Consider the following 25,037-nt stretch of genomic DNA (forward strand, 5'->3'; position numbering starts at 1 on the left):
CCCCACCGCCCTGCCGGTACCGTGGGACCGGCTCGGACGAAAGGTCGACGATGACCGACGACACTGCTGTGAGCACCCCGGACGCCGCCCCGATCGTGGCGATGTCGGGGATCTCCATCACCTTCCCCGGGGTCAAGGCGCTGGACGGCGTCGACTTCCGGCTGTTCCCCGGCGAGGTGCACGCCCTGATGGGCGAGAACGGCGCCGGCAAGTCCACCCTGATCAAGGCCCTCACCGGCGTGTACACGATCGACTCCGGCCAGATCGTCATCGACGGCCAGGAGCGCACCTTCGCCGGTCCCGCGCAGGCGCAGGCCGCGGGGATCAGCACCGTCTACCAAGAGGTCAACCTCTGCGACAACCTGTCCGTGGCGGAGAACATCATGCTCGGCCACGAGGTGCGCCGGGCCGGCGTCGTCGACTGGCGGCGCACCCGCGCGGCCGCCCGCGAGCACCTGCGGACCATGAACCTCGACATCGACCCGAAGTCGTCGCTGTCTGCTCACTCGCTGGCCGTGCAGCAGCTGGTCGCGATCTCGCGCGCGATGGTCGTCGACGCCCGTGTGCTCATCCTCGACGAGCCGACGTCCAGCCTCGACGCCGACGAGGTGGCCCGGCTGTTCCGCGTGGTGCGCGACCTGCGCCGCCGCGGCGTCGCCATCCTGTTCGTCTCGCACTTCCTCGACCAGGTGTACGAGATCAGCGACCGCATGACGGTCCTGCGCAACGGCGCGCTCGTCGGGGAGTACCTGACGGCGGAGCTGCCCCGCGTCGAGCTCGTGCAGAAGATGATCGGCCGGGCGCTCGAGGTGCTCGAGCAGCTCGAGGAGGCACCCAAGCGCTCGGTCGCCGAGCGCGCGGACACCCAGCCGTACGTGCAGGCCATCGGCCTCGGCCGCAAGGGCACGATCGAGCCGTTCGACCTCGACGTCTATGCCGGCGAGGTCGTCGGGCTCGCGGGTCTGCTCGGTTCGGGCCGCACGGAGCTCGCTCGCCTGCTCTACGGCGCCGACCACGCGGACACCGGCGAGATCCGCGTGGAGGGGACGCCCACGAAGATGCGGACCCCGCGCACGGCCCTGTCGCGCGGCATCGTCTACTCCTCGGAGAGCCGCAAGACCGAGGGCATCGTCGGCGACCTGACCGTGCGGGAGAACATCGTGCTCGGCCTCCAGGCCGACCGCGGCTGGCTGCGCCGGATCTCGAAGCGCAAGTCCGACGAGGTGGTGAACCGCTACATCGAGGCCCTCGGCATYCGGCCCGCCAACCCCGACGCGATCGCGGGCAACCTGTCCGGCGGCAACCAGCAGAAGGTGCTGCTCGCGCGCTGGCTGGCCACGGCCCCGAAGCTCCTGCTGCTCGACGAGCCCACCCGCGGCATCGACGTCGGCGCCAAGGCCGAGATCCAGCGGCTCGTCGCGGACCTGGYGGCGCAGGGCATGGCGGTCGTGTTCATCTCCGCCGAGCTCGAGGAGGTGCTGCGCCTCTCGCACCGCATCGCCGTGCTGCGCGACCGCAGGCTCGTCGCCCAGATCACCAACTCCGACGACGTCACCACCGACGACGTCGTCCACCTCATCGCGAGCGGAGGGCAGTCATGAGCGCCGTCGGAGCCGTCACCCGGCACCGGTTGTTCTGGCCCGTCGTCGCGCTGGCCGTGCTGCTGCTGGCCTGCGTGCTCAAGTCGAACACGTTCCTGGACATCGCCGTGCGCGACGGGCACCTGTACGGGGGGCCGATCGACATCCTGCGGCGGTCCAGCGTGCTGCTGCTGGTGGCGCTGGGCATGACGCTCGTCATCGCCACGCGGGGCATCGACCTGTCCGTCGGCGCCGTGATGGCGATCGCCGGCGCGGTCGCGCTGTCCCAGATCGCCGCGTCCGACGACCCGGGGTCGCTGGCCGTCGTCCTGTCCGCGATCGGCAGTGCCGTGCTCGTGTGCCTGCTCATCGGCGTGTTCAACGGGTTCCTCGTCGCCGTCGTCGGGATCCAGCCGATCATCGCGACCCTCGTGATCATGACGGCCGGCCGGGGCATCGCGATGCTCATCACCGGCGGTCAGATCACCACCGTGACCAGCGCGCCCTACAAGACGATCGCCACCGGCTACTGGCTGGGGCTGCCCGTCGCCGCGCTGATCGCCGGGTTCTTCTTCCTCGTCACCGCGCTGATCACCCGGCGCACGGCGCTCGGCGTGCTCATCGAGTCGGTCGGCATCAACCCGGTCGCCTCGCGGCTGGCGGGCGTGCGCGCGCGGACGATCATCTGGACCGTCTACATCCTGTGCGCGTTCTTCGCGTGCGTCGCCGGGTTCATCCGCAGCTCCGACATCATGGCGGCCGACGCCAACAACGCCGGGCTGTTCATCGAGCTCGACGCGATCCTCGCGGTCGTCATCGGCGGCACCTCGCTGGCCGGCGGCAAGTTCTCGCTGGTCGGCACGCTCGTCGGCGTCCTCGTGATCACCACGCTGACCTTCTCGGTGACCATCCTGGGCATCCCCGCCAACGCGGTGTCCCTGTTCAAGGCGCTCGTCGTCATCCTGGTCTGCCTGCTGCAGTCGCCGGTGGTCAGGCACAAGATGCGGGCCCGCAGACGAGCTGTCGCCCCTGCTCCTGTGGAGGTCCCGGCCTGATGACCACCGACCAGCTCACCCGGCCCGCCGACGCCCCGCCGTCCCTGGGCTCCCGCGTCCGGCGGTTCCGCGTCGACGAGCGCTACCTGCCGGTCATCGGCACCGTGGTCGTCCTGATCATCATGCTGGCCATCGGCGGCTCGCGGTACGAGAACTTCCTCACCGGCCGCGTGATGGCCAACGTGCTCATCAACAACTCGTTCCTCGTGGTGATCGCCGTCGGCATGACGTTCGTGATCCTCACCGGGGGCATCGACCTGTCCGTCGGCGCCGTCGTCGCGCTGTCGGGGTGCGTCGCCGCGTGGATGTTCTCGCACGGCTACGGCGCCGCCGTGGCGATCCCGCTGGTCATCCTCGTCGGCACGGTCATCGGCCTGGCCGTCGGGGTGATGGTCCACGTGTTCGAGATACAACCCTTCATCGCCACCCTGGCGGCGATGTTCCTGGCGCGGGGTCTGTGCTACATCGTGGCGCCCGAGTCGATCCCGATCACCGACCCGACCATCGTCGCCCTGGCCCGCACCCGCTGGGGGACCGAGGACGGCCTGGTGATCACCCCGAGCGGCGTCATCGCGCTGGCGGTCGTGGCGATCGCCTTCGTGACGCTGCACTACACCCGGTTCGGCCGCACCGTGTACGCGATCGGGGGCAGCGAGCAGTCCGCGAAGCTCATGGGCCTGCCGGTCGCGCGCACCAAGGTGCTGGTCTACGTCATCAGCGGGACCTGCGCGGGGCTCGGCGGCCTGCTGTTCGCGATCTTCTCGCGCTCGGGGTACGCCCTGACCGGCGTCGGCATGGAGCTCGACGCCATCGCCGCGGTGGTCATCGGCGGGACGCTGCTCACGGGCGGCAGCGGCTTCGTGCTCGGGTCGGTGCTCGGCGTGCTGGTGCTGGGTCTGATCCAGACGATCATCACGTTCCAGGGCACGCTCAGCTCGTGGTGGACCAAGATCTTCATCGGCGCGCTGCTGCTGATCTTCGTGGTCCTGCAGCGCCTCCTGGTGATCCGCCGCCGCTGAGCGCACCGCCGCCCACCCCGCGCACCTCTGTCCCCGCCCGCGCGCGAGATCGGTGATCCGCGCCGAGCTCGGTAGCGCCTCCGGAGTCGCGTACACGAAGTCGATGCCGGGGCTCTTCACCCCGATCACGGTCACGCCGTAGCGCTCGCGCACCTTCGACTGCGCGAGCGTGAACCCCTGCGTCTCCTTCGGCGGGCGCATCTTCACGATGGTGAACCCGTCCTCGACCTCGATGTAGTCGAGCAGCTTGCCGGACACCAGGTGGGCCACGCGCGCGCCGGCGTCGGCCTCGGGGAGCACCACGTGGTGCGCGCCGATGCGCTGCAGGATGCGCGCGTGCTCGTTGCTGACGGCCTTGGCCCAGATCTGCGGCACGCCGATGTCGACCAGGTTGCCGGTGATCAGGACGGACGCCTCGAGGTAGGACCCGACGCCGACGACGGCCACGGGGAACTCGCGCGCCCCGAGCTGCTCGAGGGCCTCGGGGTTGGCGGCGTCGGCCTCGACGAGCGCGACCCGGCCGGCCCACTGGGCCCCCAGCTCCGGGTTGCGCTCGACGGCGAGCACGTCCTGGCCGAGCCGGTCCAGGGTCGCCGCGATGGCGGACCCGAACCGGCCGAGCCCGATGACGAGCACGCCCGAGTCCTTCTTGGGTGTGCGCGGTGCGTTCTGCGGCCCCTTGAGCGAGTCGCCGAATCTGTCAGCCAATGATCGGCCTCTCTTCTGGTAGCCGGATCACCCGACGACGGTTGCGCAGCGCGAGCGCGGCCGCAAGCGTCATCGTGCCGGTCCGGCCGATGAACATGAGCACGGTGAGCACGTACTTCGCCGGGGTCGGCAGGGTCGGCGTGATGCCGGTGGACAGGCCGCACGTGGCGAACGCGGAGATGACCTCGAAGAGCACCTTGTCCAGGGTGAGGTTGGTGATGGCCAGGAGAAGCAGCGACGAGACCAGCACCAGTGTGGCCGAGACCAGCGAGACGGCGATCGCGACCTGCAGGGCCTCGCGCGGGATCCGCCGCCCGTAGGCCTCGACGTCCTTGTCGCCGCGCCCCTCGGCCAGGATCGCGAGCAGCATCACGGCGAGCGTCGTGACCTTGATGCCGCCCGCGGTGGAGGCCGAGCCGCCACCGACGAACATCAGGGCGTCCATGAGCAGCCACGTGCTCTCGTGCATCTCCCCGACGTTCACTGTCGAGAACCCGCCCGACCGCGGCATGACGCCGGCGAACAGCGAGGCGAGCGCGGTGGCGCTGGGGCCCAGCGGCTTGAACGTGCCCGGGTTGGTCCACTCGAACGCGGCGACGAGGATCGACCCCGCGACCACGAGGCCGAGGCTGGTGGTCACGGTCAGCTTGGAGTGCAGGCTCCAGCGGCGCGGCTCGCGCAGGTTGCGGGCCACGTTGAGGATGACGGGGAACCCGAGCGAGCCGATGAAGACGCCGACGATGATCGGCATCAGCACCCACCAGTCCGACACGAAGGGCTCGAGCCCGTACGGGGTGGGCACGAAGCCGGCGTTGTTGAACGACGAGACCGCGTAGAAGATCGAGTGCCACGCCGCCTCACCCAGGTCCTCGTCGAACATGAGGAACCGCGGGAAGAGCACGATCGCGATGATCAGCTCGAGGGAGACGGACGTGATGATGACGGTCCTGACCAGCGAGCCGACCTCGCCGAGCCGCGTCTCCTTGGTCTCCGACGAGACGAGCAGGCGCTGCGTGAGGCCGATCCGCCGGGACACCGCCATGCCGAGCAGCGACGCGAGCGTCATGACGCCGAGGCCGCCGATCTGGATGGCGATCAGGATGACGACCAGGCCCCAGGTCGACCAGTACTCGCCGGTGGGGACCACGACCAGGCCGGTGACGGTGCTGGCGGACGCCGCGGTGAACAGCGCGTCGACGAACGGCGCCTGACGGCCGCTCGCGGTCGCCCACGGTGCGTAGAGGCCGGCGGTGACCCCCGCGATCACGAGGGCGAACACGCCGAGGGCGAGGCGGGCGGGGGACTGCCGTGCGGAGCGGTCGACGTACTCACGCCACCGCCACGCCACGCCCGGGCCACCCCGCGCCATCACACCTCCCGCAACCGGCCCGGCGCTCGCCGGTCGGGGCAACTCTGGCACGCCCCGGGCGTGTGGTTCGACCCGACAGGCGCGCGACGGGCACGGCCGCGTCGGATCGACAGCGGGAGCGTCGGGTGCGACGGTGAGCCCATGACGTCGTCGGCACCCGTGCGCGTGGTCTGGTCGCGCGAGATGCTCGCGTACGACTTCGGCCACGGGCACCCCATGACGTCGGAGCGGCTGGACCTCACCATCCGGCTGGCCGAGTCCCTCGGCCTGCTCACCGGGCCCGACGTGGAGCTGGTGGGCGCGAAGGAGGCCTCGGACGAGCTCCTGCAGACCGTGCACGACCCCGCCTACGTCGCCGCGGTGCACCGGGCGTCCGACGACGGCACCCCCGACCTCTCGTTCGGCCTGGGCTCCAGCGACGACCCCGTCTTCCCGCACATGCACGAGGCCTCCGCCATGGTGGTCCAGGGGTCGGTCGACTCGGCGCTCGCCGTCTGGGAGGGACGGGCGGAGCACGCCGTCAACGTCACCGGTGGCCTGCACCACGCGATGCCGTCGGCGGCGTCGGGGTTCTGCGTCTACAACGACGCGGCGGTGGCCATCGTGGCGCTGCTGGACGCCGGGGCGGAGCGCGTGGCCTACGTCGACATCGACGCGCACCACGGGGACGGCGTCCAGTCGGTGTTCTGGGACGACCCCCGCGTGCTCACCGTCTCGCTGCACGAGACCGGTCACGCCCTGTTCCCGGGCACGGGACACGCGCGCGAGACCGGCGGGCTCGGCGCCGAGGGCACGTCCGTCAACGTCGCGCTGCCGTCCGGCACGGGCGACGCCGGCTGGCTCCGGGCCATCGACGCCGTGGTCCCCGCCGTGGTGCGCGAGTTCGCCCCGGACGTGCTGGTCACCCAGCACGGCTGCGACACGCACACCCTCGACCCCCTCACGCATCTGCGGGTGAGCCTGGACGGCCAGCGGCGGGCCGCGGAGCTGTTGCACGAGCTCGCGCACGAGGTGGCGGGCGGTCGCTGGCTGGCGCTCGGCGGTGGCGGCTACGCGGTGGTCGACGTGGTGCCGCGGTCGTGGACGCACCTGCTCGCCATCGCGACGCACCACCCCGTCGACCCCGCCACCGAGATCCCGGAGGAGTGGCGCTCGCTGGTGCGGGAGAGGTACGGGCGGCTGGGTCCGGACCGGATGACCGACGACCGCGACGCGACGTTCAGCCCGTGGGCGAGCGGGTACGACCCCGCGGACGACGTCGACCGCACCATCCGGGCGACCCGCGCGGCCGTCTTCCCGTCGCTGGGGCTGGACCCCGAGCACGACTGAGCCGCTGGGCCACACGGGCGAAGTCCCAGGCGTCCCCTCTTTCCCGTGCGTCCCAGGGGCCACTAGGCTGAGCCGGCACCCGCAGGGTGGGTGCGCGGGCCCGCCGCGCGCCGGGCGGAACGGGTGACGACATGAGCGACCAGCGCGACCAGCCCGGCCGCACGCGATTCCTCACCGTGCTCGAGGTCGCGGACGTCATGCGCGTCTCGAAGATGACGGTCTACCGTCTGCTGCACTCCGGCGAGCTCCCCGGCGTCCGCGTCGGCCGCTCGTTCCGCGTCCCGCAGGACGCGCTGGACCACTATCTCGCCACGTCGCCGGCCGTCGAGGTGCGCGACGAGGACCGACGGAGCTCGTAAGAGCCCGCGCGTCGTCCGGCACCCTCCGGATCGCGTAAGGTAGAGCCTCGGACTTTGTTCGTGCGTGGGCGACTCGATTGCACTCGATCTCTTCTACGCGTCGATCGACCACCAGAACGGCCCGTCGCCGGGCCTCCATCGGAAGCGAAGTGAGGACCCATGGGCTCCGTCATCAAGAAGCGCCGCAAGCGGATGGCCAAGAAGAAGCACCGCAAGCTGCTGCGCAAGACGCGCCACCAGCGTCGTAACAAGAAGTGAGCCCGGGCGGCCGCGAGGTCGCCTGCTCCGACGTACGGGCCCGGCATCTGCCGGGCCCGTCGTGTTTGTCGCCCGGACTGAGGTCCGACGCTTCTACAACGATGTAGAGTTCGAGTGTGCCCCACGCCACCAGGAGCCCGATGTCGACGCCGACCGCGGTCGTGGACGGCCCGACGGTGCCGCGAGCCGGTGTCGTCCGCCGGGCGCCCCTCCCGTTCGACGCCGTCGCGCTCGACCCGGGCTCGTTCCTGGGCCGCTGGCAGTCGGTGAACCGGGACGCCACGATCCCGCACGTGCTCGCGCAGCTCGAGTCGGCCGGCACGGTCGACAACTTCCGTCGCCTGGTCGGGCGCTCCGAGGCCGCCCACCGGGGATTCAACTTCGTCGACTCGGACGTCTACAAGGCGCTCGAGGCGCTGGCGTGGGAGGCCGGCCGGCTGCCCGACGACCAGCCGTGGGAGGACCGCGCGCGCGAGCTGGTGGACCTGCTGGCCGCGGCGCAGCGCGAGGACGGCTACCTGCACACCCTCTACAGCGGCGACGAGGTGTTCGCCGACCTGCGCTGGGGGCACGAGCTGTACGTGCTCGGTCACCTGGTGCAGGCGGCGGTGGCACGCGTGCGGACCACGGGCCGCACCGACCTGCTCGACGTCGCCCGGCGGTTCGCGGACCTGGCCGTCGCGCGGTTCGGGGAGGGCGGCGAGGACGGTTACTGCGGACACCCCGAGGTCGAGACCGCGCTGGTCGAGCTGTACCGGCTCACGGGCGAGCGGTCGTACCTGGACCTGGCCCGGCGGCAGGTGGACCTGCGCGGCTCCGGCCTGCTCGGGTCCGGACCGTTCGCTCCCGCGTACCACCAGGACCACCTGCCGGTGCGCGAGGTCACCGAGGTGACCGGGCACGCGGTCCGGCAGGCGTACCTGGCGGCGGGTGTCGCGGACGTCGTCGCCGAGACCGGTGACCCCGAGCTGCGCGCGTACCTCCTGCGGCTGTGGGACTCGGCGCCGGGCACCAGCACGTACGTGACGGGCGGGACCGGGTCGCGGCACAAGGACGAGGCGTTCGGCGACCCCTACGAGCTGCCGCCGGACCGTGCCTACGCCGAGACGTGCGCCGCGATCGCGACGTTCCAGTGGGCGTGGCGGATGCTCCTGCTCACGGGCGAGGGCCGGTTCGCCGACGAGATGGAGCGGACGCTCTACAACGCGATCCCCGCATCGACCTCGGTGGACGGGACGGGRTTCCTGTACGCCAACCCGCTGCAGGTGCGGACCGGGCACGACGGCTCGAGCGAGTTCGCGCCCGCCGAGCGGCTGCCGTGGTTCGCGTGCGCGTGCTGCCCCCCGAACCTCGCGCGGCTGGTCGCCTCGCTGCAGGGCTACGTGGCGACGCGCGACGCCGACGGGGTGCAGCTGCACCTGTACGCGGACGCCGACGTGACCGTGGGCTCCACCCTGCTGCGGGTCCGCACCGAGTACCCGTGGGACGGGCGGGTGGTCGTCGACGCCGGTCCCGACGGGCTGGCGCAGGACCTGGCACTGCGGATCCCTGCCTGGGCCGACGTACCGGCGGTGCGGCTCGTCGTCGACGGAGCGGTCACCGACGTCGTCGTCGAGCAGGGCTACGTCCGCGTGGCCGGTCCTGTGCGGCGCGTCGAGCTCGAGCTCCCCATGCCCGTGGTCGCCGTGGCGGCTCACCCGCGCGTCGACGCGGCGCGCGGCTGCGTGGCGCTGCGCCGGGGGCCGGTCGTCTACTGCGTCGAGCAGGCCGGGCTGCCGTCCGGGGTCGTGCTCGAGGACCTCGCCCTGCTGCCCGGCAGCCCGCTGTCCGCGGCGCCCCCGGTGGCGGGCGTCGACGCGCTGGTCACCGTCGAGGCCGTCGCGGTCCACCGACCGGCGACCGGCGGGCCGCTCTATCGCGCCGCGTCCGCCGGAGTCGTCGGCACCCCCAGACCGGGCACATCGGCCGGGAGGATCACGTTGCGGGCCGTGCCCTACCACCGCTGGGGGAGCCGCGGACCTGGAGCGATGCGCGTGTGGCTGCCCGTGGCGGAGCGACCGTGACGGGGCTGGGTCTGCCACGCTGGCCTTCGACACTGCACGGACGGATCGGGAGAGCGCGATGAGCACGGCGAGGCGCGGTACCGCAGTGACGATGCACGAGGTCGCCGCGCGGGCGGGGGTGTCCATCAAGACCGTCTCCAACGTGGTCAACGGCTACCAGTACATCCGGCCGGCCACCAAGGAGCGCGTCGAGAAGGCCATCGCCGACCTCGGGTACCAGGTGAACATCTCGGCGCGGAACCTGCGTCGCGGCAAGACCGGCATCATCGGCCTCGCGGTGCCGGAGCTGTCGCTCCCGTACTTCGCCGAGCTCGCGGACTCGGTGATCCGCGCCGCCGAGGCCCGGGGGCTCACCGTCCTCATCGAGCAGACCGGGTCGGTGCGCGAGCGCGAGCTCGAGGTGCTCTCCGGGCAGCGTCGCCACTTCACGGACGGGCTGATCTTCTCGCCGCTGGAGCTCGGCCCGCAGGACGCCGAGGCGCTCCGGGTCGACTACCCGATGGTCCTGCTGGGCGAGCGCATCTTCGGCGGGCCTGCGGACCACGTGACCATGAACAACATCGAGGCCGCGCGGGCCGCCACCCAGCACCTGCTGGACCTGGGGCGCCGCCGCATCGCCGTGATCGGCGCGCACGAGGGGGAGACCGTCGGCTCGGCCGCGCTCCGTGTGCAGGGCTACCGGCAGGCGCTCGAGGAGGCCGGCCTGGAGGTGGACCCCGCGCTCGTCGGCGAGGCAGGCCTGTGGCACCGGGCGACCGGCGCGGAGACGATGAACCGGCTGCTGGACTCGGGCGTCGAGATCGATGCCGTGTTCGGCCTCAACGACGCCCTCGCGCTCGGCGCCCTGCACGCGCTCCACGCGCGTCGCATCGACGTCCCGGGGCAGATCGCGGTGATCGGCTTCGACGACATCGAGGAGACCGCCTACTCCTCGCCGACCCTGACCACCGTGGCCCCCGGTCGCGAGCAGATTGCGACGACGGCGGTGGACCTGCTGCTGGCGCGCATCGAGGAGGTCGAGCCGGGCAGGCCGTTCGAGCAGGTCATCACCGACTTCCAGATCATCGGCCGGGAGTCCACGCTGGGCGAGCAGGCGGCGGCCACCAGCGATGCGGAGCGCGCCGCGACCGTGTGAGGGCGGTCAGGCGGCGCGGGCGTCGAGCGCGGTCAGCCGCTGGTCGACGAGCCAGCCGCTGACCAGCAGCGGGAGGCTGAGCCCGACCAGCGGGAGCAGCACCGTGACGTAGGTGAACGTGACCGCCAGCACGGCGAACGCGACCAGCACGGCCAGGCCCGTCAGCGGGGAGAGCAGGGGCGCGACGGCGACGAACCGCCACGTGCGCGCGGCCGGGACGCCCTCGTACCTGCGCGCGACCGGCACCAGCGTGGCGAGCGCGACGAGCAGGTAGCCGGTGAGCGCCACGACGCCGGCGGTGAGCGCGGCCCGCGCGGGACCGGCGGACGCGGCGGCGAGCACGGACGCGTCGAGCGCCAGCAGCAGGAAGCCCACCGTGAGCGGTGCGCCGAGCACGTTGAGCCGGCGGAAGCCCGCGCGGTACGCGGCCCAGAACTCCTGCCAGAGGTGCTCCGACGGCGTCCCCCCGGCCAGCCTGGCCAGTGCCGCGCCGCCCGCGCCGAGCGCCGGGTAGGCGCCCAGGACGATCCCGCCCGCGAGGGTGCCGAGCGCGACCAGCGCGTTCACGGCGACCAGCTGGGTGGCCACGCGCAGGAACACCATCACGCGCCCGGCCCAGCCGCCGACCGCGAGGTCGTCGTGCGTCGTCGGCAGGCTGCTCACGGCTCCACCACCCGGGTGCCGAGCGTCGCGTTGCCGTCCGCGTCGAGGCCGGCGAACGACAGCGTGCTGACGCCGCGCACCGCGTCGACCGAGGGGAAGACCACGAGCTCGAGGGCAGGGGACGTGAAGTGCCCGTCGCCGCGCGACCGGATCGTCGCGATGAGCGCGTCGTCGATCTGCAGGGTGCGGGAGGTCGCGACCCCGCCGGCGGTGGCCTGGTCGAACGTCACGAGCTCCCAGGTGCCGGCCAGCGCGGCCGGGTCGGTGGGTCGCACGTCGTCGGGCTCCGCGGCGCCGGCCCAGGGCTGCGGCGACACGGCCGGCCAGCCGTCGGCGGTCCACACCAGCCGACGCACCTGCACCTCGTGCTGGGTGGGGTCGCCGGCGTCCCGGACGTGGTGCACCAGCAGCTGGCGGTCGCCGTCGGTGAGCACCGAGGCGTGCCCGGGGGCCAGCCACGCGCGTCCGCCGGCCAGCGCGTGCCCGGCGAGCATGAGGGTGCCGACGAGGGCGGGGTCGCCGTCCAGGTCAGTGAGGTCGCGGCCGGCGCGGTCCACGTAGGGGCCGGTCACGGACTCGGAGACGCCCACCCGCACGTGGTACGTGGAGAACAGCGAGTCGTAGGAGAGGACCAGCGCGTAGCCGCCGCCCGGGCGGGGCAGGACGAACGCGCCCTCCACCGCTCCCTCGACGCTGCGCGGCCGCCGGGCGAGCAGGATCCCAGGCGCGTCGCCGACGGACAGGCCTGAGGCCGGGTCGAGCTCGAGCGCGTGGATGCCGCCGAAGAACGAGCCGTAGACCAGCCAGTGCCGGCCGTCCGTGTCGACCACCGCGTTCGCGTCGATCGCGTTCGGGCCGTCGACGTCGTGCAGGCTCGTCACCACCAGCCCGCGGTCCTCCCACGGTCCCGTCGGGTGCGGCGCGACCGCCAGGCCGATGGCCGAGGTGCGCGAGCCGAACGTCGACGCGGACCAGTACATCCGCCACTCGTCGCCCACCCGCACCACGTCCGGTGCCCACAGCCCGGCGGCGCCGGACCAGTCGGCCCCCGCAGGCGGCACGCCGTCGAGCGCCCACCCGTGGAACTGCCAGGTCACCAGGTCGTCCGAGCGGCGCACCTGCACGCCCGCCCGCACCGGACCGTCCGCCCACGCGTCGGTGGAGAACAGCCAGTACGTGCCGTCGTCGTCGCGGACCGCGGTCGGGTCGTGCGCGTGCCGACCGCCCCAGACGGTGGTGTCGGGAACCATGGGTCAGCCCTTCGAGCCGGTGAGTGCGACGGACTCGATGATCTGCCGCTGGAAGATGAGGAAGACGATGAGGATCGGCAGCAGCGCCACGAAGGACGCGGCCATGATCAGCGGGTAGTCCCGCTGCGTCGCGAACTCCACGTTGAGGTTGGCGATGACCACCTGCAGCGTCTGCCGCTCGGGGGTGTTCAAGTACAGGATCGGCGCCAGGTAGTCGTTCCAGATCGCCATGAACCAGAGGATGAACTGGGCGGCGATGGCCGGCCGGATCATGGGCATGATCATCACGCGGAAGATCTGCAGGTAGGAGGCGCCGTCGATCTTGGCGGCCTCGATCATGGAGTCCGGCACGCTCGACAGGTACTGCCGCAGGAAGAAGATCATGATGATGTTCCCGAACAGCAGCGGCACGATCAGCGGCAGCAGGGTGTCCACCCAGTGCAGCCGGGAGAACATGACGAACTGCGGGATCATGATCGTCGGGTACGGCACCATCAGCCCGGACAGCAGGACGAGGAAGATCGCGTTCTTGTAGGGCAGCCGCAGCTTGGCCAGCGCGAACGCGGCCAGCGCGGAGGTGAGGGACCCCACCACCGTCACCGAGAGCGCGACGATCAGGCTGTTCTGGAAGCCCGACAGGATCGGTGCCTCGCTCCACATGCGGACGAAGGTGTTCCACTGGGGCGGGTCCGGGATCCAGACCGGGGGGAGCGCGAACACCTGCACCTTGGTCTTCAGCGCGGTGGTGAACATCCACAGCAGCGGCGCGAGCATCGCGAGCGAGCCGACGGCGAGCACGGTGAACACGACCACGTTGCCGAGGCGGTTCTGGGAGCTGGCGCTCATCCGGTTCTTCTCGGACGGGCCGGGCTGACCGGGGGTGGTCGTCGGGGGCGTCATCAAGGTCGTGGCCATGGCTGCGTCTCCTGTCTCTCTCAGTYGTTCTCAGTCGATGCTGAAGCTGTTGCGCCGATTGAGGCGGAACTGGATGAAGGTGATGACGAAGACGAGCAGCCCGAGGACGATCGACATCGCCGTGGCGTACCCCATCTGCTGGTACTTGAACGCCTTGCGGACGATGTACCAGACCACCGACGCCGAGCTGAACTCCGGGCCGCCGGCGGGGGTCATGATGTTGATCTCCGTGAAGATCTGGGACCCGGCGATGATGTTGGTGACGACCAGGAAGAACGTCACCGGCCGGACCATGGGCAGCGTGATGTGGCGGAAGCGCTGGAAGGCGTTGGCCCCGTCGAGCGCCGCGGCCTCGTGCAGGGACGCCGGCACCCCCTGGATCGCGGCCAGGTACAGGAGCATCGAGTACCCGAGGCCCTTCCAGATGGCCATGATGATGATCGCGGGCTTGACGGTCGCGGTGTTCTGCAGCCAGTCGGGGCCGTCGATGCCGAACCAGGCGAGCACCTGGTTGATGAGGCCGAAGTCGCCGTTGTAGGCGAACTGCCAGACGATCGCGATGGCGGCCAGCGACGAGATCACCGGCACGTAGTAGATGGTGCGGAACGCGGTGCGTCCGGGGATCCGGCGGTTCATGGCGAGCGCGAGCAGCAGCGAGAGCGCCAGGCCGATCGGGATGCCGATCATGTAGAAGAACGTGTTGTACAGCGAGATGCGGAAGTACTCGTCGCCGAACAGGGTCACGTAGTTGTCGAGGCCGACGAACGTCATCGGGCCCAGACCGTTCCAGCTGGTCAGCGACGCGTACACCGCGAAGCCGATCGGGTAGAGCGTGAAGAGCAGGAACCCCAGGATCGGGGCGGCGACGAACGCGAGCGCCCAGCGGTGCTCGGTGCGGTGCAGGCGGCGGTTGGCCTGCTTCGCTCGTTGCTCGGACGTGAGTCCGGGGGTGGTCGACAGCTGCGTCGCGGTCATCTGGAGAACCTTTCCGGGGGTCCCCGCCACCCGGAGGGCGGCCGTCTGCTCGCCGTCGAGGACGGGCTGGATGTTGGTCCAGAGCTCGTCGTACCACTCGGCGCCGTACGTGAAGGCCGCCGGCATCGCCCGGCCGTAGTCCTGCGCGATGTCCAGGAACTCCTGGCGGTTGGCGGGCTCCGCGCCCTCCTCGGCGGCCCAGGTCTCGGCCATGTCGATGAGGTTCGGGATCTGGATGTTGGCGTCGACCAGCGTCTGCTGGGCGTCGGCGTCGGTGCTCAGGTACGTGACGAGCTTGACCGCGTCGTCGGGCAGCTTCGACGTCGCGGAGACGCCGATGCCGAGCGACCCGAGCCACGTCGCCGCGCCGCCGTCACCGACGGTCGGCCAGGGGATCAGGTCGTAGTCGAAGTCGAGGTCGTTGTAGACCGAGACGTCCCACGGACCGACCGGGAAGAAGCCGATCTCGCCGGCCATCCACCGCTGGTACGTGTCGAGCGTCGCGGCGTCGGAGGCCGACGGCGTGACCTTGTCCACGTTGGTGAGGTCCGCGAACTTCTGCAGCGCGTCGGCGAACTCGGGGGTGTCCACGGTGACCTCGGTGCGGTCCGCGTTGGTCCAGTCGCCGCCGTTGCTCCACACCAGCGACTGCAGGTTCCACTGGACGTTGAGCCCGGTGCCCCACTGGTCGACGGCGCCGTCCCCGTCGGTGTCCACGGTCAGCTGCTTGCTGATGTCGACGAACTGCTCCCACGTGAGCGGGGTGTCCTTGTCGGGCAGCGGGATGCCGGCCGCCTCGAGCATCGTCTTGTTGTAGCCGAACGAGAACGGGCCGACGTCCTTGGGCAGCCCGTAGAGCTTGCCGTCGGGGGTGCCCTGGAGCGTGCCGTCGAACCGGTAGGAGTCGACGCCGTAGGGCCAGATGTTGTCCAGGTCGATGCCGCTGGCGTCCACCTGCTCGGTGATGTCCATGAGGATGCCCGAGCTGACGTACGACTGGAGCGTCGCCTGCTCGATGTAGAACACGTCGGGCACGTTGTTGCCGGCCACGGCGGCCTGGAGCTTGGTGGCGTACTGGTCGGCGTCGGTCACGATGACCTTCACCTTGACGCCGGTGTCCTCGGTGTACTTGGCGATGGCGGCCTCGTAGGCCGCCTTCTCGTCCGGTCCACCGCGGAACATGAACGTGATCTGCTTGTCGCCGCCGTCGCTACCGCCGTCGCCGTTGTCGCTGCACGCCGTGAGCGTGAGCGTCCCGGCGACCGCGGCGCACACGGCGCCGGCGATGAGCCTGTTCTTCTTCATCGTCCTGCCTCCCATATCCCAAGGATGTGCGAGGTCACGGTCGCGTCGGGACCGGTGGGGGCTGGTCCGTCAGGGTCGTCGTTGACCTCATTCGCTCTGATCGACGCTGCATCTACAACGTTGATCTACAACGATGTAGAACATGACACGAGAACCGGCGATCGGTCAAGCCACGAACCGGTAACGGCCGGTTGACGTCGTCTGAGCCGCCGTGCATGATGCGTCTACAACGATGTAGAAGCGACCGACGGCGAAGGGGCTGACGATGTCGAAGCACGCTCGGACGCCGCCCATGGGCTGGAACAGCTGGGACTCGTACGGGACCACCGTGACGCAGGACGAGGTCCTCGCGAACGCCCGCGTGCTGGCCGAACGGCTGCTGCCGCACGGCTGGGACACGGTCGTGGTGGACATCGACTGGTACGACCCGGCGGCCCGCGCGCACGGCTACAACGACGGCTCGTCGCTCACGCTCGACGCGTTCGGCCGGCAGCTCCCCGCCGAGAACCGGTTCCCGTCGGCGGTCGGCGGCCGCGGCTTCGGGCCGCTCGCCGACGAGGTGCACGCCCTGGGCCTGCGGTTCGGGGTGCACATGATGCGGGGCATCCCGCGGATCGCGGTCGAGCAGGACTTGCCCGTGGAGGGCACGTCGTGGACCGCCCGCGACGCGGCCGACACGACCTCGGTGTGCCCCTGGAACGACGACAACTACGGGCTCGACCACGACCACCCCGCTGCCCAGGCGTACCTCGACGGGCTCGTCGCGCAGCTCGCCGGCTGGGGCGTCGACTTCCTCAAGGTCGACGACATGCTCGCCCCGTACCACCCCGACGCGGTCGAGGCGTGGGCGCGGGCGATCGAGCGCTCCGGCCGGGACGTCGTGCTCTCCCTGTCGCCCGGCACCCACCTGTCCACCGCGCACGTCGACCACCTGCGCGAGCACGCCCAGATGTGGCGGATCTCCGACGACCTCTGGGACCGCTGGGAGGACGTGCACGCGCAGTTCGCCCGGCTGGCCCGGTGGGCCCCGTTCCAGCAGCCGGGCGGGTGGGCCGACGCCGACATGCTGCCGCTCGGCCGTATCGGCCTGCGCGCCGAGCGTGGAGACGACCGGCAGAGCCGGCTGAACCCGGACGAGCAGCGGAGCATCCTCACGCTCTGGGTGATGGCCCGATCGCCGCTCATGGTCGGCGGCGACCTGCCGACGAGCGACCCCGCGACCCTCGACCTGCTGGCCAACCCCGCCGTCGGCCACGTGCTGCGCGCCGCGACCGGGGGCCGGGAGATCGTCCGGGAGCCCCTCGACGACGGCGAGCTCATCGTCTGGACGGCCGTGGCGGACGCGACCACCTACGTCGCCGTCTTCTGGACCGGCCCCCGGCAGCGGAACGTCTCGCTGCCGCTCTCGTCCCTGGTCGGCCACGCCGCCGCCCGGGACACGTGGACCGCCCGGGACCTGTGGGACCCGGGCACCACCCCTGACCTGCACCCGACCACGTGGGAACCGGAGGGGGCACTCGTCCTCGACGTGCCCTCCCACGGGGTGCGCTGGACCGCACTCGATACCCGACCGAACCAGGAGACCTCATGATCCCCGTCCGACTCACCCTCGACCCGGCCTTCCGGGTCGGCCCGGTCCGCCGGCGCACGTTCGGCTCGTTCGTCGAGCACCTCGGCCGCTGCGTCTACACCGGCATCCACGACCCCGCGCACCCGACGGCCGACGCCGACGGTTTCCGCAAGGACGTGCTCGAGCTGACCCGCGAGCTGGGCGTGAGCACCGTGCGCTACCCCGGCGGCAACTTCGTGTCCGGGTACCGCTGGGAGGACGGCGTCGGCCCCCTCGACCAGCGCCCGGCACGCCTCGACCTCGCATGGCACTCCACCGACCCCAACACGGTCGGCGTCGAGGAGTTCATGCGCTGGGCCAGGCTCGCCGAGGTCGAGCCGATGATGGCCGTCAACCTGGGCACCCGCGGGGTGCAGGAGGCGGTGGACCTGTTCGAGTACTGCAACGTCCGCGGCGGCACCCGCCTGTCCGACCAGCGCCGCGCCAACGGCGCCGAGGACCCCTACGACATCCGCATGTGGTGCCTGGGCAACGAGATGGACGGCCCCTGGCAGATCGGCCACAAGACCGCTTACGAGTACGGCCGCCTCGCCGCCGAGACCGGCCGCGCGATGCGCATGGTCGACCCGGACCTGGAGCTCGTCGCGTGCGGCTCGTCCGGCGTCGCCATCCCGACGTTCGGCGAGTGGGAGCGGATCGTGCTCGGCGAGGCCTACGAGCAGGTCGACCTCATCTCCGCCCACGCGTACTACTGGGAGGAGGACGGCGACCTCGGCTCGTTCCTGGCCTCGGCCGTGGACATGGACCACTTCGTCGAGTCGGTCAGTGCGACCGCGGACGCCGTGCGCGCGCACAAGAAGCTGGACAAGCGGATCCACATCTCGTTCGACGAGTGGAACGTCTGGTACCAGCACCGCGCCGAGTCCAAGCCGCCGACCGGGCACGACTGGCCCGTCGCACCCGTGCTGCTCGAGGACAAGTACAACGTCGCGGACGCCGTCGTCGTCGGGAACCTGCTCATCTCGCTGCTGCGCCACACCGACCGCGTGCACTCGGCGTCGCTGGCGCAGCTGGTCAACGTGATCGCGCCGATCATGACCGAGCCCGGCGGCCGGTCCTGGAAGCAGACGATCTTCCACCCGTTCGCGCAGGCCTCCCGGTACGCGGTGGGCGACGTGCTCCAGGTGGCCGTCGAGTCGCCCACGTACGAGACCGCGAAGTACGGCGACGCGTCGCTGGTCGACGCCGTCGCCACGCGGGACCCCGAGACGGGCGCGGTCGCGCTCTTCGCGGTGAACCGCTCGCTCACGGAGACCGTCACGCTCGAGGTCGACGCCCGCTCGCTGCCCGGCCTGCGCGTGGTCGAGGCGAGCACCCTGTCCAACCCGGACCACACCTGGTCCGCCACGGCCGACGACGACACCTCGGTGGCGCCGCGGGCCAACGCGACCGCGGTCGTGCGGGACGGCCGTCTCGCCGTCGAGGTGCCGCCGGTGTCCTGGAACGTCGTCCGGCTGGGGGTCTGAGAGCGTGCGACGCGTCGTCGTGGCGGGCGCGGTGGCCCTCACCCTGGTGGCGGGGGTCGGTGCCGCGGCCGCCTTGTGGCCCGAGCCTGAGCCCGCCGCGACGGCGCTGTCCCTCGACGGGGACATCCACACCCACGACCCCGCGCTCGTCGCGGGCACCGAGGGTGAGCCCTGGTACGTGTTCTCCACCGGTGACGTCCGCAAGGGCCTCGGCGCACCGCAGATCCGGCGGTCCACCGACGAGGGCCTCACCTGGGAGCTCGTCGGCACGGTCTGGGACGCCGCGACCCGGCCGGAGTGGGCGTACGAGGTCGTGCCCGGCGTGTCGAACTTCTGGGCGCCCGAGGTCATCGAGCACGACGGCACGTTCTACCTCTACTACTCGGCGTCCACGTTCGGCTCCAACCGCTCGGCCATCGGCCTGACGACGAACACGACGCTCGACCCGGACGACCCCGACTACGCCTGGGTGGACCGGGGGCAGGTCATCGCGTCCGAGCCGGGGGAGACGAACTACAACGCGATCGACCCCGGCGTGATCGAGGACGCGGACGGCACGCCGTGGATGGCGTTCGGCTCGTTCTGGGGCGGGATCCAGCTGGTCGAGCTGTCGTGGCCGTCCGGCAAGCCGGTCGAGGGGGCGTCGCCGGAGACGATCGCCAGCCGCACGTCGCCGCCGAACGCGATCGAGGCGCCCTACCTGGTGCGGCACGACGACTGGTACTACCTGTTCGTGTCCCGCGACTCCTGCTGCCAGGGCACCGACTCGACCTACAACATGGCGGTCGGGCGCGCCAAGGAGGTCACCGGGCCGTACGTCGACCGCTCCGGCAAGGACATGACGCTGGACGGCGGTGAGCAGCTGCTGACCTCGGACGGCGACATGGTGGGCCCCGGGGGACAGTCGGTCTCCCGCGGGTACCTCGCGTTCCACTACTACGACGCGGCCGCCGGGGGTGACTTCCGGCTCGAGATCCGGGAGCTGGACTGGGACGACGAGGGCTGGCCGGTGGCGACGACCGCTCCCTAGAGGGGACGCTCCAGCACGTAGTCGTCCTCGACCCGGGCGCCGACCGTGAAGTGCTTGGTGCCGACGATGGCGAAGCCCGATCGCACGTAGAACGCCTGCGCCCGCGCGTTCTGCTGGTTGACGCCCAGCCACATCCCCTGCGCGCCGCGCTCCCGGGCTGCCTCCAGCGAGGCCGTCATCAGCGCGTGCGCGACGCCCGCCCCGTGGTGGTCGGGGTGCACGTAGCACTTGGACAGCTCGATGGTCGGGCGCAGGTGCAGGGCGGCCTGCACGTCGTCGTCGGCCGGCTCGCCCGCGACGAGCATGGTGTACCCGACCAGGACACCGTCCTGCGCGACGAGCACGTCGCGGGACGGGTCGTCCAGGTACTGGGCGAACCGGTCCACGGAGAGCACGGTGTCGATGAACGCCTGCTGGTCCTGCGCGGTCGACCCGGGCGGGCAGGCGAGCGGGAACGTGAGCGCGGCCAGGGCGGCCAGGTGGTCCAGGTCCGCGGGGACGGCCGGGCGGACCGTCGACTCGAGGGTGGTCACAGGAGGTCCTCTCCGTCGTGGGTGCCGCGCCAGGACCGCAGCAGCGCGCGCGTGACGAGCCCTCCGGCCCACGCGAGGCCGGCCAGGCTGGCGACGGTGGTGCCGCGGCGGGCGTTGCGGCGGCGGTTGCGGAACTCGCGGACCGGCCAGCCCACCTCGGCGGCGTACCGGCGCAGGCGGCGGTCGGGGTTGATCGCGCAGGGGAAGCCGACCTCGGACAGGATCGCGACGTCGTTGGTCGAGTCGCCGTACGCGTACGACGCCGCCAGGTCGATGCCCTCGCGCTCGGCCAGCGCGCGCACCGCGTCGGCCTTGGCCTGGCCGTGCAGCATGTCTCCGACCAGCCGGCCGGTGTAGAACCCGTCCTCGTGCTCGGCGACCGTGCCCAGCGCGCCCGTCGCGCCGAGCCGCCGCGCGATCAGGGAGCCGATCTCCACCGGCGTCGCCGTGACCAGCCAGACCGAGTGGCCGGCCGCGATGTGCTGGTCGAGGAGCCGCTGCGTGCCGGGGTAGATGCGCAGGCAGAGCACCTCGTCGTAGATGTCCTCCGCGATGGCGGTGACCTCGGCGACGGAGTGGCCGCGCATGATCGACAGCGCGCGGCTGCGGACCTCGTCGATCTGATGCTTGTTCTCCCCGAACGTCAGGTACCGGAACTGGTGCAGCCCGAACTCGACGAGGTCCCGCTTGCGGAAGAACCCGCGCCGGTACAGGCCGACCGCCAGGTGGAACGAGCTGGCCCCGCGGATGATCGTGTTGTCGACGTCGAAGAAGGCACCGGTGCCGGGACCGTCCGGACCGGCCCCGGGGTCCCGCAGCACGGGAGCGGGGGCGGTGGTGTTCCCGGACGCCTGACGCACCCGGTCACTGTAACGACGGTCGAGCGCGCTGGTGGCACGGGGCAGCCGCCGACCCCGTGAGACGGTGGGGCCATGACGCGTGTGGTGCTCTACGGCCGAGCCGGCTGCCATCTGTGCGACGAGGCGCGCGAGGTGGTGCGCGCGGTGTGCGCCGAGACGGGCGACCAGTGGTCCGAGGTCGACATCGACACCGACCCCTCCTCCGGCCGGGACCTGGTCGACGAGCTGGGCGAGCTGGTGCCGGTGGTCGAGGTCGACGGCGTCCGGCAGGGGTACTGGCGCATCGATGCGGCACGTCTGCGCCGAACCCTTACCGCCGCCGGTCCGCGCCCCCTAGCCTGACCCCCAGGGCCCGGGCGACCGGGTCCACAGGGCGTCGCAGGAGTCGATGTGGACACGCAGCGGAGGGCCGGGGAGCCCGGTGCGAGCGGGCGCGCCCGCGCGCGTGACGTGCCACCCGCCACGGTCGCGCGCCTGCCCGGGTACCTGCAGGCTCTGCGCGGGCTCGCCGCGGACGGCGTGGTCACCACGTCCTCGGAGGAGCTGGCCGCCGGAGCGGGGGTCACCCCGGCGCAGCTGCGCAAGGACCTGTCGTTCCTCGGGTCGTACGGGCGCCGCGGGGTCGGGTACGGCGTCGTGCACCTCTCCGAGCAGATCGCGGTGGTCCTCGGCCTGACCACGCAGCGCAGGGTCGTCATCGTCGGCATCGGCAACCTGGGGCACGCGCTGGCCAGCTACTCGGTGTTCGCCGAGCGCGGGTTCGCGGTGGTGGGGCTGGTCGACGCCGACCCCAAGGTGGTCGGGACCACCGTGGCGGGGCTCGTGGTGCAGCCGCCCGAGGAGCTGGCCGCGGTGGTGAGCGGGTCCGACGTGACCATCGGCATCATCGCCACCCCGGCGGCGGTCGCGCAGGACGTGTGCGACGCGCTCGTCGCGGCCGGCGTCGTCGGCATCCTCACGTTCGCGCCGCGAGCCCTGCGCGTGCCGCCGACCGTGGACCTGCGGGCCGTGGACGTGGCCTCCGAGCTGCAGATCCTCGCGTTCCACGACCGGCGTCGCGCCGGGACGGGTGCGTGAGCATGCGAACGGCCGGGTCCGTGAGGGACCCGGCGAGATCGTGACGGAGGCCTCGAACCCGGCGCGGGTGTTGCCGAACGGGTCCACCGCGGTGCCGTTGAACTCGGTCTCGAGCTCGACGCGCTGCGTGACGCCGTGGATGGTGAGGTCACCGGCGATGACGTAGTTCTTGCCGGCCTCGCGGACCTCGGTGGAGACGAACGTCCACTGGCCGAACTTCTCGACGTCGAAGAAGTCGCCGCTCTTGAGGTGGCCGTCGCGGTTGGCGTCGCCCGTGGTGACGGTCGACGGGTCCAGCGTGACGGAGACCGACGTGCTCGCCAGGTCGTCGCCGACGACGACCGTGCCCTCGGTGACCGCGACGGTGCCGCGGACCTTGGAGATGCCGGCGTGCCGGACGGTGAACGCGGCCTCGGTGTGCGAGGCGTCGACGGCCCAGGTGCCGGTGGTGAGGCCGGTCGGGATGGCGGTGGCGGTGGTGCTCATGGGGTGTCCTCCGTGGTTGTTGAACTGTCAACCAAACTGTTAGTTCAAAGTTGTACTACACTCTGGGGGAGGGCGCAACCCCATGCCCAGGAACGGAGGCCCCGTCGTGACCACTGACACACCGGCCACCACGCGGACGGTCGAGTGGCTGACGGCCGAGCAGCAGACCCACTGGCGCGCGTTCCGTGGCGGCACCGCGCGGCTGTTCGCGGCGCTCGAGCACGAGCTGGAGCGCGACACCGGGCTGTCCACGCACGAGTACGAGGTGCTGGTCCGGCTGTCGGAGACCTCCGACCGGACCCTGCGCATGGCGCAGCTCGCCGACAACCTCGCGCACTCGCGCAGCCGGCTGACCCACACCATCCGGCGCATGGAGGAGCAGGGGCTGGTCGAGCGTCTGCCCTGCATCGAGGACGCGCGCGGCGTGAACTGCACCATGACGGAGAAGGGCTGGCAGGTCCTGGTCGCCTCCGCGCCGAGCCACGTCCAGTCGGTGCGGGACCACCTCGTCGACGTGCTCACGCCCGAGCAGTTCGCCGCGCTCGGCGACGCCATGGAGACGGTCCGCCTGCACCTCACGGGTGGCGCGTGTCACGTCGAGTGACCCCGCCCCGTGGCCGTGCCGCACAGGAGTCTTTGCGACACTGAGCCCATGGTCGCGACCACGATCCACCTGATGCGGCACGGCGAGGTGCACAACCCCCGCGGCGTGCTCTACGGACGGCTGCCCGGCTACCGGCTCTCGGAGCGCGGCCTGGCGATGGCGGACATGGTGGCTGCGCACCTCGCTGGGCCGGTCCGTCGCGACGTCGTCGCCGTGATCGCGTCCCCGCTGCAGCGCGCGCAGGAGACCGCCGGACCCATCGCGGCCGCGTTCGACGTCGAGATCGGCACCGACGAGCGGCTCATCGAGGCGGGCAACCACTTCGAGGGCAAGACGTTCGGCGTCGGCGACGGCTCGCTGCGCCACCCGGAGCACTGGCCGTACCTGCGCAACCCGTTCCGGCCGTCCTGGGGGGAGCCGTACACGGAGCAGGTGGAGCGGATGCTCGCCGCCGTGGCCGCCGCGCGCCAGGTGGCCCGGGGGCATGAGGCCGTGCTGGTCAGCCACCAGCTGCCCGTCTGGGTCACCCGCCTGTCGCTCGAGAACCGGCACCTGTGGCACGACCCCCGCAAGAGGCAGTGCTCGGTGGCCTCGCTGACGAGCCTGCGGTACGAGGGCGACACCCTCGTCGGCGTCGGCTACAGCGAGCCCGCCGCCTCGCTGCTGCCGGGCGTCTCGTCGGTCGCGGGGGCCTGACGTGCGCGGTCGCACCCTGCTGGTGGGCACCGTCGCGCTCCTCCTGCTCGCCGGCTGCACGGGGGGCGCCCAGGAGAACCCCGACGACGTCGCCGACCAGGGCTACCAGTCCGGGGACGGCAGCACGACCACGTGGGCCGAGGGCGACCGCACCGGGCCGCTCGAGCTCGCCGGCACCGACTTCGAGGGCACCGCGCAGGACGTGGCCGACTGGCGCGGCGACGTCGTCGTCCTCAACACCTGGTACGCCAACTGCCCGCCGTGCCGCGCCGAGGCCCCCGACCTCGCCGCCCTGTCCACCGACTACGCGGCCGACGGCGTGCAGGTGCTCGGCATCAACCGGACCGACGACGCCGGCACCGCGCTGGCGTTCGAGCGCCAGTTCGAGGTCCCGTACCCGAGCCTCGCGGACACCGACGGCGCCGCGATCGCGGCCCTGCAGGGCACCGTCCCGATCAACGCCGTGCCGACGACCGTGGTGCTCGACCGCTCGGGCAAGGTGGCCGGGCGGATCCTGGGCCTCGCCGACCCGTCCACGCTCCGCTCGATGATCGACGAGCTCCTCGCCGAGCCGGCGCCGACGACGTGATGCTCGCCGACGCCGGCGACGCCTTCGGCCAGACCGTCGCCTCCGGGTCGCTGCTCCTGGCCGTCCCGGTCGCGCTGATCGCC

23 protein-coding genes and 2 pseudogenes are annotated in these 25,037 nt (G+C 71.7%); 16 read left to right on the forward strand and 9 right to left on the reverse strand.

Going from position 1 to position 25,037, the window contains the following annotated elements; genetic code table 11:
- Positions 1–50 precede the first annotated feature (50 nt).
- The 3 genes from AC1DUQ_RS08460 to yjfF are packed head-to-tail and all read left to right on the forward strand — an operon-like array spanning position 51 to position 3,654.
- Positions 51–1,601 carry a sugar ABC transporter ATP-binding protein gene (locus AC1DUQ_RS08460; RefSeq protein ID WP_477073651.1) on the forward strand — a complete coding sequence of 517 codons (1,551 nt, stop codon included), beginning with the start codon at positions 51–53 and terminating at the stop codon, positions 1,599–1,601.
- The gene (locus tag AC1DUQ_RS08465) at positions 1,598–2,635 is read left to right on the forward strand and encodes an ABC transporter permease (RefSeq protein WP_477061272.1); all 1,038 of its coding nucleotides are present in this window, start codon (positions 1,598–1,600) and stop codon (positions 2,633–2,635) included. Before AC1DUQ_RS08460 ends, AC1DUQ_RS08465 begins: the two co-directional genes overlap by 4 nt.
- Entirely contained in the window at positions 2,635–3,654 is a 1,020-nt protein-coding gene (yjfF, locus tag AC1DUQ_RS08470) for a galactofuranose ABC transporter, permease protein YjfF (protein ID WP_477061273.1), read from the forward strand. The genes AC1DUQ_RS08465 and yjfF overlap by 1 nt, the downstream gene beginning before the upstream one ends.
- A gap of 78 nt (positions 3,655–3,732) precedes the next feature.
- Here yjfF and AC1DUQ_RS08475 read toward each other — a convergent pair.
- Together AC1DUQ_RS08475 and AC1DUQ_RS08480 are read right to left on the reverse strand one after the other, a co-directional pair.
- A pseudogene (locus AC1DUQ_RS08475) lies at positions 3,733–4,362 on the reverse strand (potassium channel family protein); the annotation flags it as partial.
- Positions 4,355–5,731 (reverse strand): TrkH family potassium uptake protein, encoded by a 1,377-nt coding sequence (locus AC1DUQ_RS08480; RefSeq protein ID WP_477061274.1) that lies wholly within the window; start codon positions 5,729–5,731, stop codon positions 4,355–4,357. The gene AC1DUQ_RS08480 and the pseudogene AC1DUQ_RS08475, both read right to left, overlap by 8 nt.
- A 141-nt stretch (positions 5,732–5,872) precedes the next feature.
- Here AC1DUQ_RS08480 and AC1DUQ_RS08485 point away from each other — a divergent pair, with 141 nt between their 5' ends.
- The 5 genes from AC1DUQ_RS08485 (at position 5,873) to AC1DUQ_RS08505 (ending at position 10,875) form a co-directional block, all read left to right on the forward strand.
- A complete protein-coding gene (locus AC1DUQ_RS08485; protein WP_477061275.1) occupies positions 5,873–7,060 on the forward strand; it encodes an acetoin utilization protein AcuC in 1,188 nt (395 codons plus the stop codon).
- Positions 7,061–7,191: 131 nt separating this feature from the next.
- The gene (locus AC1DUQ_RS08490; RefSeq protein WP_477061276.1) at positions 7,192–7,419 is read left to right on the forward strand and encodes a helix-turn-helix domain-containing protein; all 228 of its coding nucleotides are present in this window, start codon (positions 7,192–7,194) and stop codon (positions 7,417–7,419) included.
- A gap of 159 nt (positions 7,420–7,578) precedes the next feature.
- Complete coding sequence (locus tag AC1DUQ_RS08495; RefSeq protein WP_003792170.1) at positions 7,579–7,677, forward strand: 30S ribosomal protein bS22; 99 nt, start codon at positions 7,579–7,581, stop codon at positions 7,675–7,677.
- 140 nt (positions 7,678–7,817) lie between these two features.
- Entirely contained in the window at positions 7,818–9,740 is a 1,923-nt protein-coding gene (locus tag AC1DUQ_RS08500; protein ID WP_477061277.1) for a glycoside hydrolase family 127 protein, read from the forward strand.
- 58 nt (positions 9,741–9,798) lie between these two features.
- A complete protein-coding gene (locus tag AC1DUQ_RS08505; protein ID WP_477061278.1) occupies positions 9,799–10,875 on the forward strand; it encodes a LacI family DNA-binding transcriptional regulator in 1,077 nt (358 codons plus the stop codon).
- 6 nt (positions 10,876–10,881) lie between these two features.
- Here the strand turns inward: AC1DUQ_RS08505 and AC1DUQ_RS08510 are convergent, their stop codons facing one another.
- From AC1DUQ_RS08510 to AC1DUQ_RS08525, 4 genes are read right to left on the reverse strand one after another with little or no spacing between them, the layout of a single operon-like run.
- The gene (locus AC1DUQ_RS08510) at positions 10,882–11,538 is read right to left on the reverse strand and encodes a DUF624 domain-containing protein (protein ID WP_477061279.1); all 657 of its coding nucleotides are present in this window, start codon (positions 11,536–11,538) and stop codon (positions 10,882–10,884) included.
- On the reverse strand, positions 11,535–12,788 hold the full coding sequence (locus AC1DUQ_RS08515; protein WP_477061280.1) for an arabinan endo-1,5-alpha-L-arabinosidase: 1,254 nt from the start codon (positions 12,786–12,788) through the stop codon (positions 11,535–11,537). Before AC1DUQ_RS08515 ends, AC1DUQ_RS08510 begins: the two co-directional genes overlap by 4 nt.
- A gap of 3 nt (positions 12,789–12,791) precedes the next feature.
- Complete coding sequence (locus AC1DUQ_RS08520; protein ID WP_477061281.1) at positions 12,792–13,703, reverse strand: carbohydrate ABC transporter permease; 912 nt, start codon at positions 13,701–13,703, stop codon at positions 12,792–12,794.
- A gap of 30 nt (positions 13,704–13,733) precedes the next feature.
- Positions 13,734–15,998, reverse strand: a complete 2,265-nt coding sequence (locus tag AC1DUQ_RS08525; RefSeq protein ID WP_477073652.1) for an extracellular solute-binding protein — start codon at positions 15,996–15,998, stop codon at positions 13,734–13,736.
- A 250-nt stretch (positions 15,999–16,248) separates the two neighbouring features.
- Here AC1DUQ_RS08525 and AC1DUQ_RS08530 point away from each other — a divergent pair, with 250 nt between their 5' ends.
- Genes AC1DUQ_RS08530 through AC1DUQ_RS08540 form a run of 3 tightly spaced genes read left to right on the forward strand, consistent with a single transcriptional unit; the run spans position 16,249 to position 20,109 of the window.
- Positions 16,249–17,574: an alpha-galactosidase gene (locus AC1DUQ_RS08530; protein ID WP_477061284.1), complete on the forward strand. Its 1,326-nt coding sequence runs from the start codon at positions 16,249–16,251 to the stop codon at positions 17,572–17,574.
- Positions 17,571–19,079 (forward strand): arabinosylfuranosidase ArfA, encoded by a 1,509-nt coding sequence (gene arfA, locus AC1DUQ_RS08535; protein ID WP_477073653.1) that lies wholly within the window; start codon positions 17,571–17,573, stop codon positions 19,077–19,079. Before AC1DUQ_RS08530 ends, arfA begins: the two co-directional genes overlap by 4 nt.
- A 4-nt stretch (positions 19,080–19,083) precedes the next feature.
- Entirely contained in the window at positions 19,084–20,109 is a 1,026-nt protein-coding gene (locus AC1DUQ_RS08540) for an arabinan endo-1,5-alpha-L-arabinosidase (protein WP_477061286.1), read from the forward strand.
- On the opposite strand, the gene AC1DUQ_RS08545 is transcribed toward AC1DUQ_RS08540, so the two are convergent.
- Positions 20,106–20,642, reverse strand: a complete 537-nt coding sequence (locus tag AC1DUQ_RS08545) for a GNAT family N-acetyltransferase (RefSeq protein ID WP_477061287.1) — start codon at positions 20,640–20,642, stop codon at positions 20,106–20,108. The two genes, AC1DUQ_RS08540 and AC1DUQ_RS08545, sit on opposite strands and share 4 nt — an antisense overlap.
- Complete coding sequence (locus AC1DUQ_RS08550; RefSeq protein WP_477061288.1) at positions 20,639–21,502, reverse strand: HAD family hydrolase; 864 nt, start codon at positions 21,500–21,502, stop codon at positions 20,639–20,641. The genes AC1DUQ_RS08545 and AC1DUQ_RS08550 overlap by 4 nt, the downstream gene beginning before the upstream one ends.
- A 72-nt stretch (positions 21,503–21,574) precedes the next feature.
- On the opposite strand from AC1DUQ_RS08550, the gene AC1DUQ_RS08555 reads away from it, so the two are divergent.
- Positions 21,575–21,844 carry a glutaredoxin family protein gene (locus tag AC1DUQ_RS08555; protein ID WP_477061289.1) on the forward strand — a complete coding sequence of 90 codons (270 nt, stop codon included), beginning with the start codon at positions 21,575–21,577 and terminating at the stop codon, positions 21,842–21,844.
- 48 nt (positions 21,845–21,892) lie between these two features.
- The gene (locus AC1DUQ_RS08560) at positions 21,893–22,579 is read left to right on the forward strand and encodes a redox-sensing transcriptional repressor Rex (protein ID WP_477061290.1); all 687 of its coding nucleotides are present in this window, start codon (positions 21,893–21,895) and stop codon (positions 22,577–22,579) included.
- Between the two features lie 45 nt (positions 22,580–22,624).
- On the opposite strand, the pseudogene AC1DUQ_RS08565 reads toward AC1DUQ_RS08560, so the two are convergent.
- Positions 22,625–23,065 (reverse strand): annotated as a pseudogene (locus tag AC1DUQ_RS08565) (YceI family protein); the annotation flags it as partial.
- Between the two features lie 106 nt (positions 23,066–23,171).
- On the opposite strand from AC1DUQ_RS08565, the gene AC1DUQ_RS08570 reads away from it, so the two are divergent.
- Genes AC1DUQ_RS08570 through AC1DUQ_RS08580 form a run of 3 tightly spaced genes read left to right on the forward strand, consistent with a single transcriptional unit; the run spans position 23,172 to position 24,954 of the window.
- Positions 23,172–23,669 carry a MarR family winged helix-turn-helix transcriptional regulator gene (locus AC1DUQ_RS08570; protein ID WP_477061292.1) on the forward strand — a complete coding sequence of 166 codons (498 nt, stop codon included), beginning with the start codon at positions 23,172–23,174 and terminating at the stop codon, positions 23,667–23,669.
- A 48-nt stretch (positions 23,670–23,717) separates the two neighbouring features.
- Complete coding sequence (locus AC1DUQ_RS08575; protein ID WP_477061293.1) at positions 23,718–24,365, forward strand: histidine phosphatase family protein; 648 nt, start codon at positions 23,718–23,720, stop codon at positions 24,363–24,365.
- Position 24,366: 1 nt separating this feature from the next.
- Complete coding sequence (locus AC1DUQ_RS08580; protein WP_421743474.1) at positions 24,367–24,954, forward strand: TlpA family protein disulfide reductase; 588 nt, start codon at positions 24,367–24,369, stop codon at positions 24,952–24,954.
- Positions 24,955–25,037 lie beyond the last annotated feature (83 nt).

This window comes from Cellulomonas sp. P4_B5_2, assembly GCF_056402235.1.

What these genes read in the sequence shown, in the direction of transcription:
- AC1DUQ_RS08485 (WP_477061275.1), top strand. Translation starts at nt 5,873, where the DNA reads ATGACGTCGTCGGCACCCGTGCGCGTGGTCTGGTCGCGCGAGATGCTC.
- AC1DUQ_RS08505 (WP_477061278.1), top strand. Translation starts at nt 9,799, where the DNA reads ATGAGCACGGCGAGGCGCGGTACCGCAGTGACGATGCACGAGGTCGCC.
- AC1DUQ_RS08555 (WP_477061289.1), top strand. Translation starts at nt 21,575, where the DNA reads ATGACGCGTGTGGTGCTCTACGGCCGAGCCGGCTGCCATCTGTGCGAC.
- AC1DUQ_RS08480 (WP_477061274.1), bottom strand. Translation starts at nt 5,731, where the DNA reads ATGGCGCGGGGTGGCCCGGGCGTGGCGTGGCGGTGGCGTGAGTACGTC.
- AC1DUQ_RS08495 (WP_003792170.1), top strand. Translation starts at nt 7,579, where the DNA reads ATGGGCTCCGTCATCAAGAAGCGCCGCAAGCGGATGGCCAAGAAGAAG.
- AC1DUQ_RS08515 (WP_477061280.1), bottom strand. Translation starts at nt 12,788, where the DNA reads ATGGTTCCCGACACCACCGTCTGGGGCGGTCGGCACGCGCACGACCCG.
- AC1DUQ_RS08490 (WP_477061276.1), top strand. Translation starts at nt 7,192, where the DNA reads ATGAGCGACCAGCGCGACCAGCCCGGCCGCACGCGATTCCTCACCGTG.
- AC1DUQ_RS08465 (WP_477061272.1), top strand. Translation starts at nt 1,598, where the DNA reads ATGAGCGCCGTCGGAGCCGTCACCCGGCACCGGTTGTTCTGGCCCGTC.
- AC1DUQ_RS08520 (WP_477061281.1), bottom strand. Translation starts at nt 13,703, where the DNA reads ATGGCCACGACCTTGATGACGCCCCCGACGACCACCCCCGGTCAGCCC.
- AC1DUQ_RS08525 (WP_477073652.1), bottom strand. Translation starts at nt 15,998, where the DNA reads ATGGGAGGCAGGACGATGAAGAAGAACAGGCTCATCGCCGGCGCCGTG.
- arfA (WP_477073653.1), top strand. Translation starts at nt 17,571, where the DNA reads ATGATCCCCGTCCGACTCACCCTCGACCCGGCCTTCCGGGTCGGCCCG.
- yjfF (WP_477061273.1), top strand. Translation starts at nt 2,635, where the DNA reads ATGACCACCGACCAGCTCACCCGGCCCGCCGACGCCCCGCCGTCCCTG.
- AC1DUQ_RS08575 (WP_477061293.1), top strand. Translation starts at nt 23,718, where the DNA reads ATGGTCGCGACCACGATCCACCTGATGCGGCACGGCGAGGTGCACAAC.
- AC1DUQ_RS08530 (WP_477061284.1), top strand. Translation starts at nt 16,249, where the DNA reads ATGTCGAAGCACGCTCGGACGCCGCCCATGGGCTGGAACAGCTGGGAC.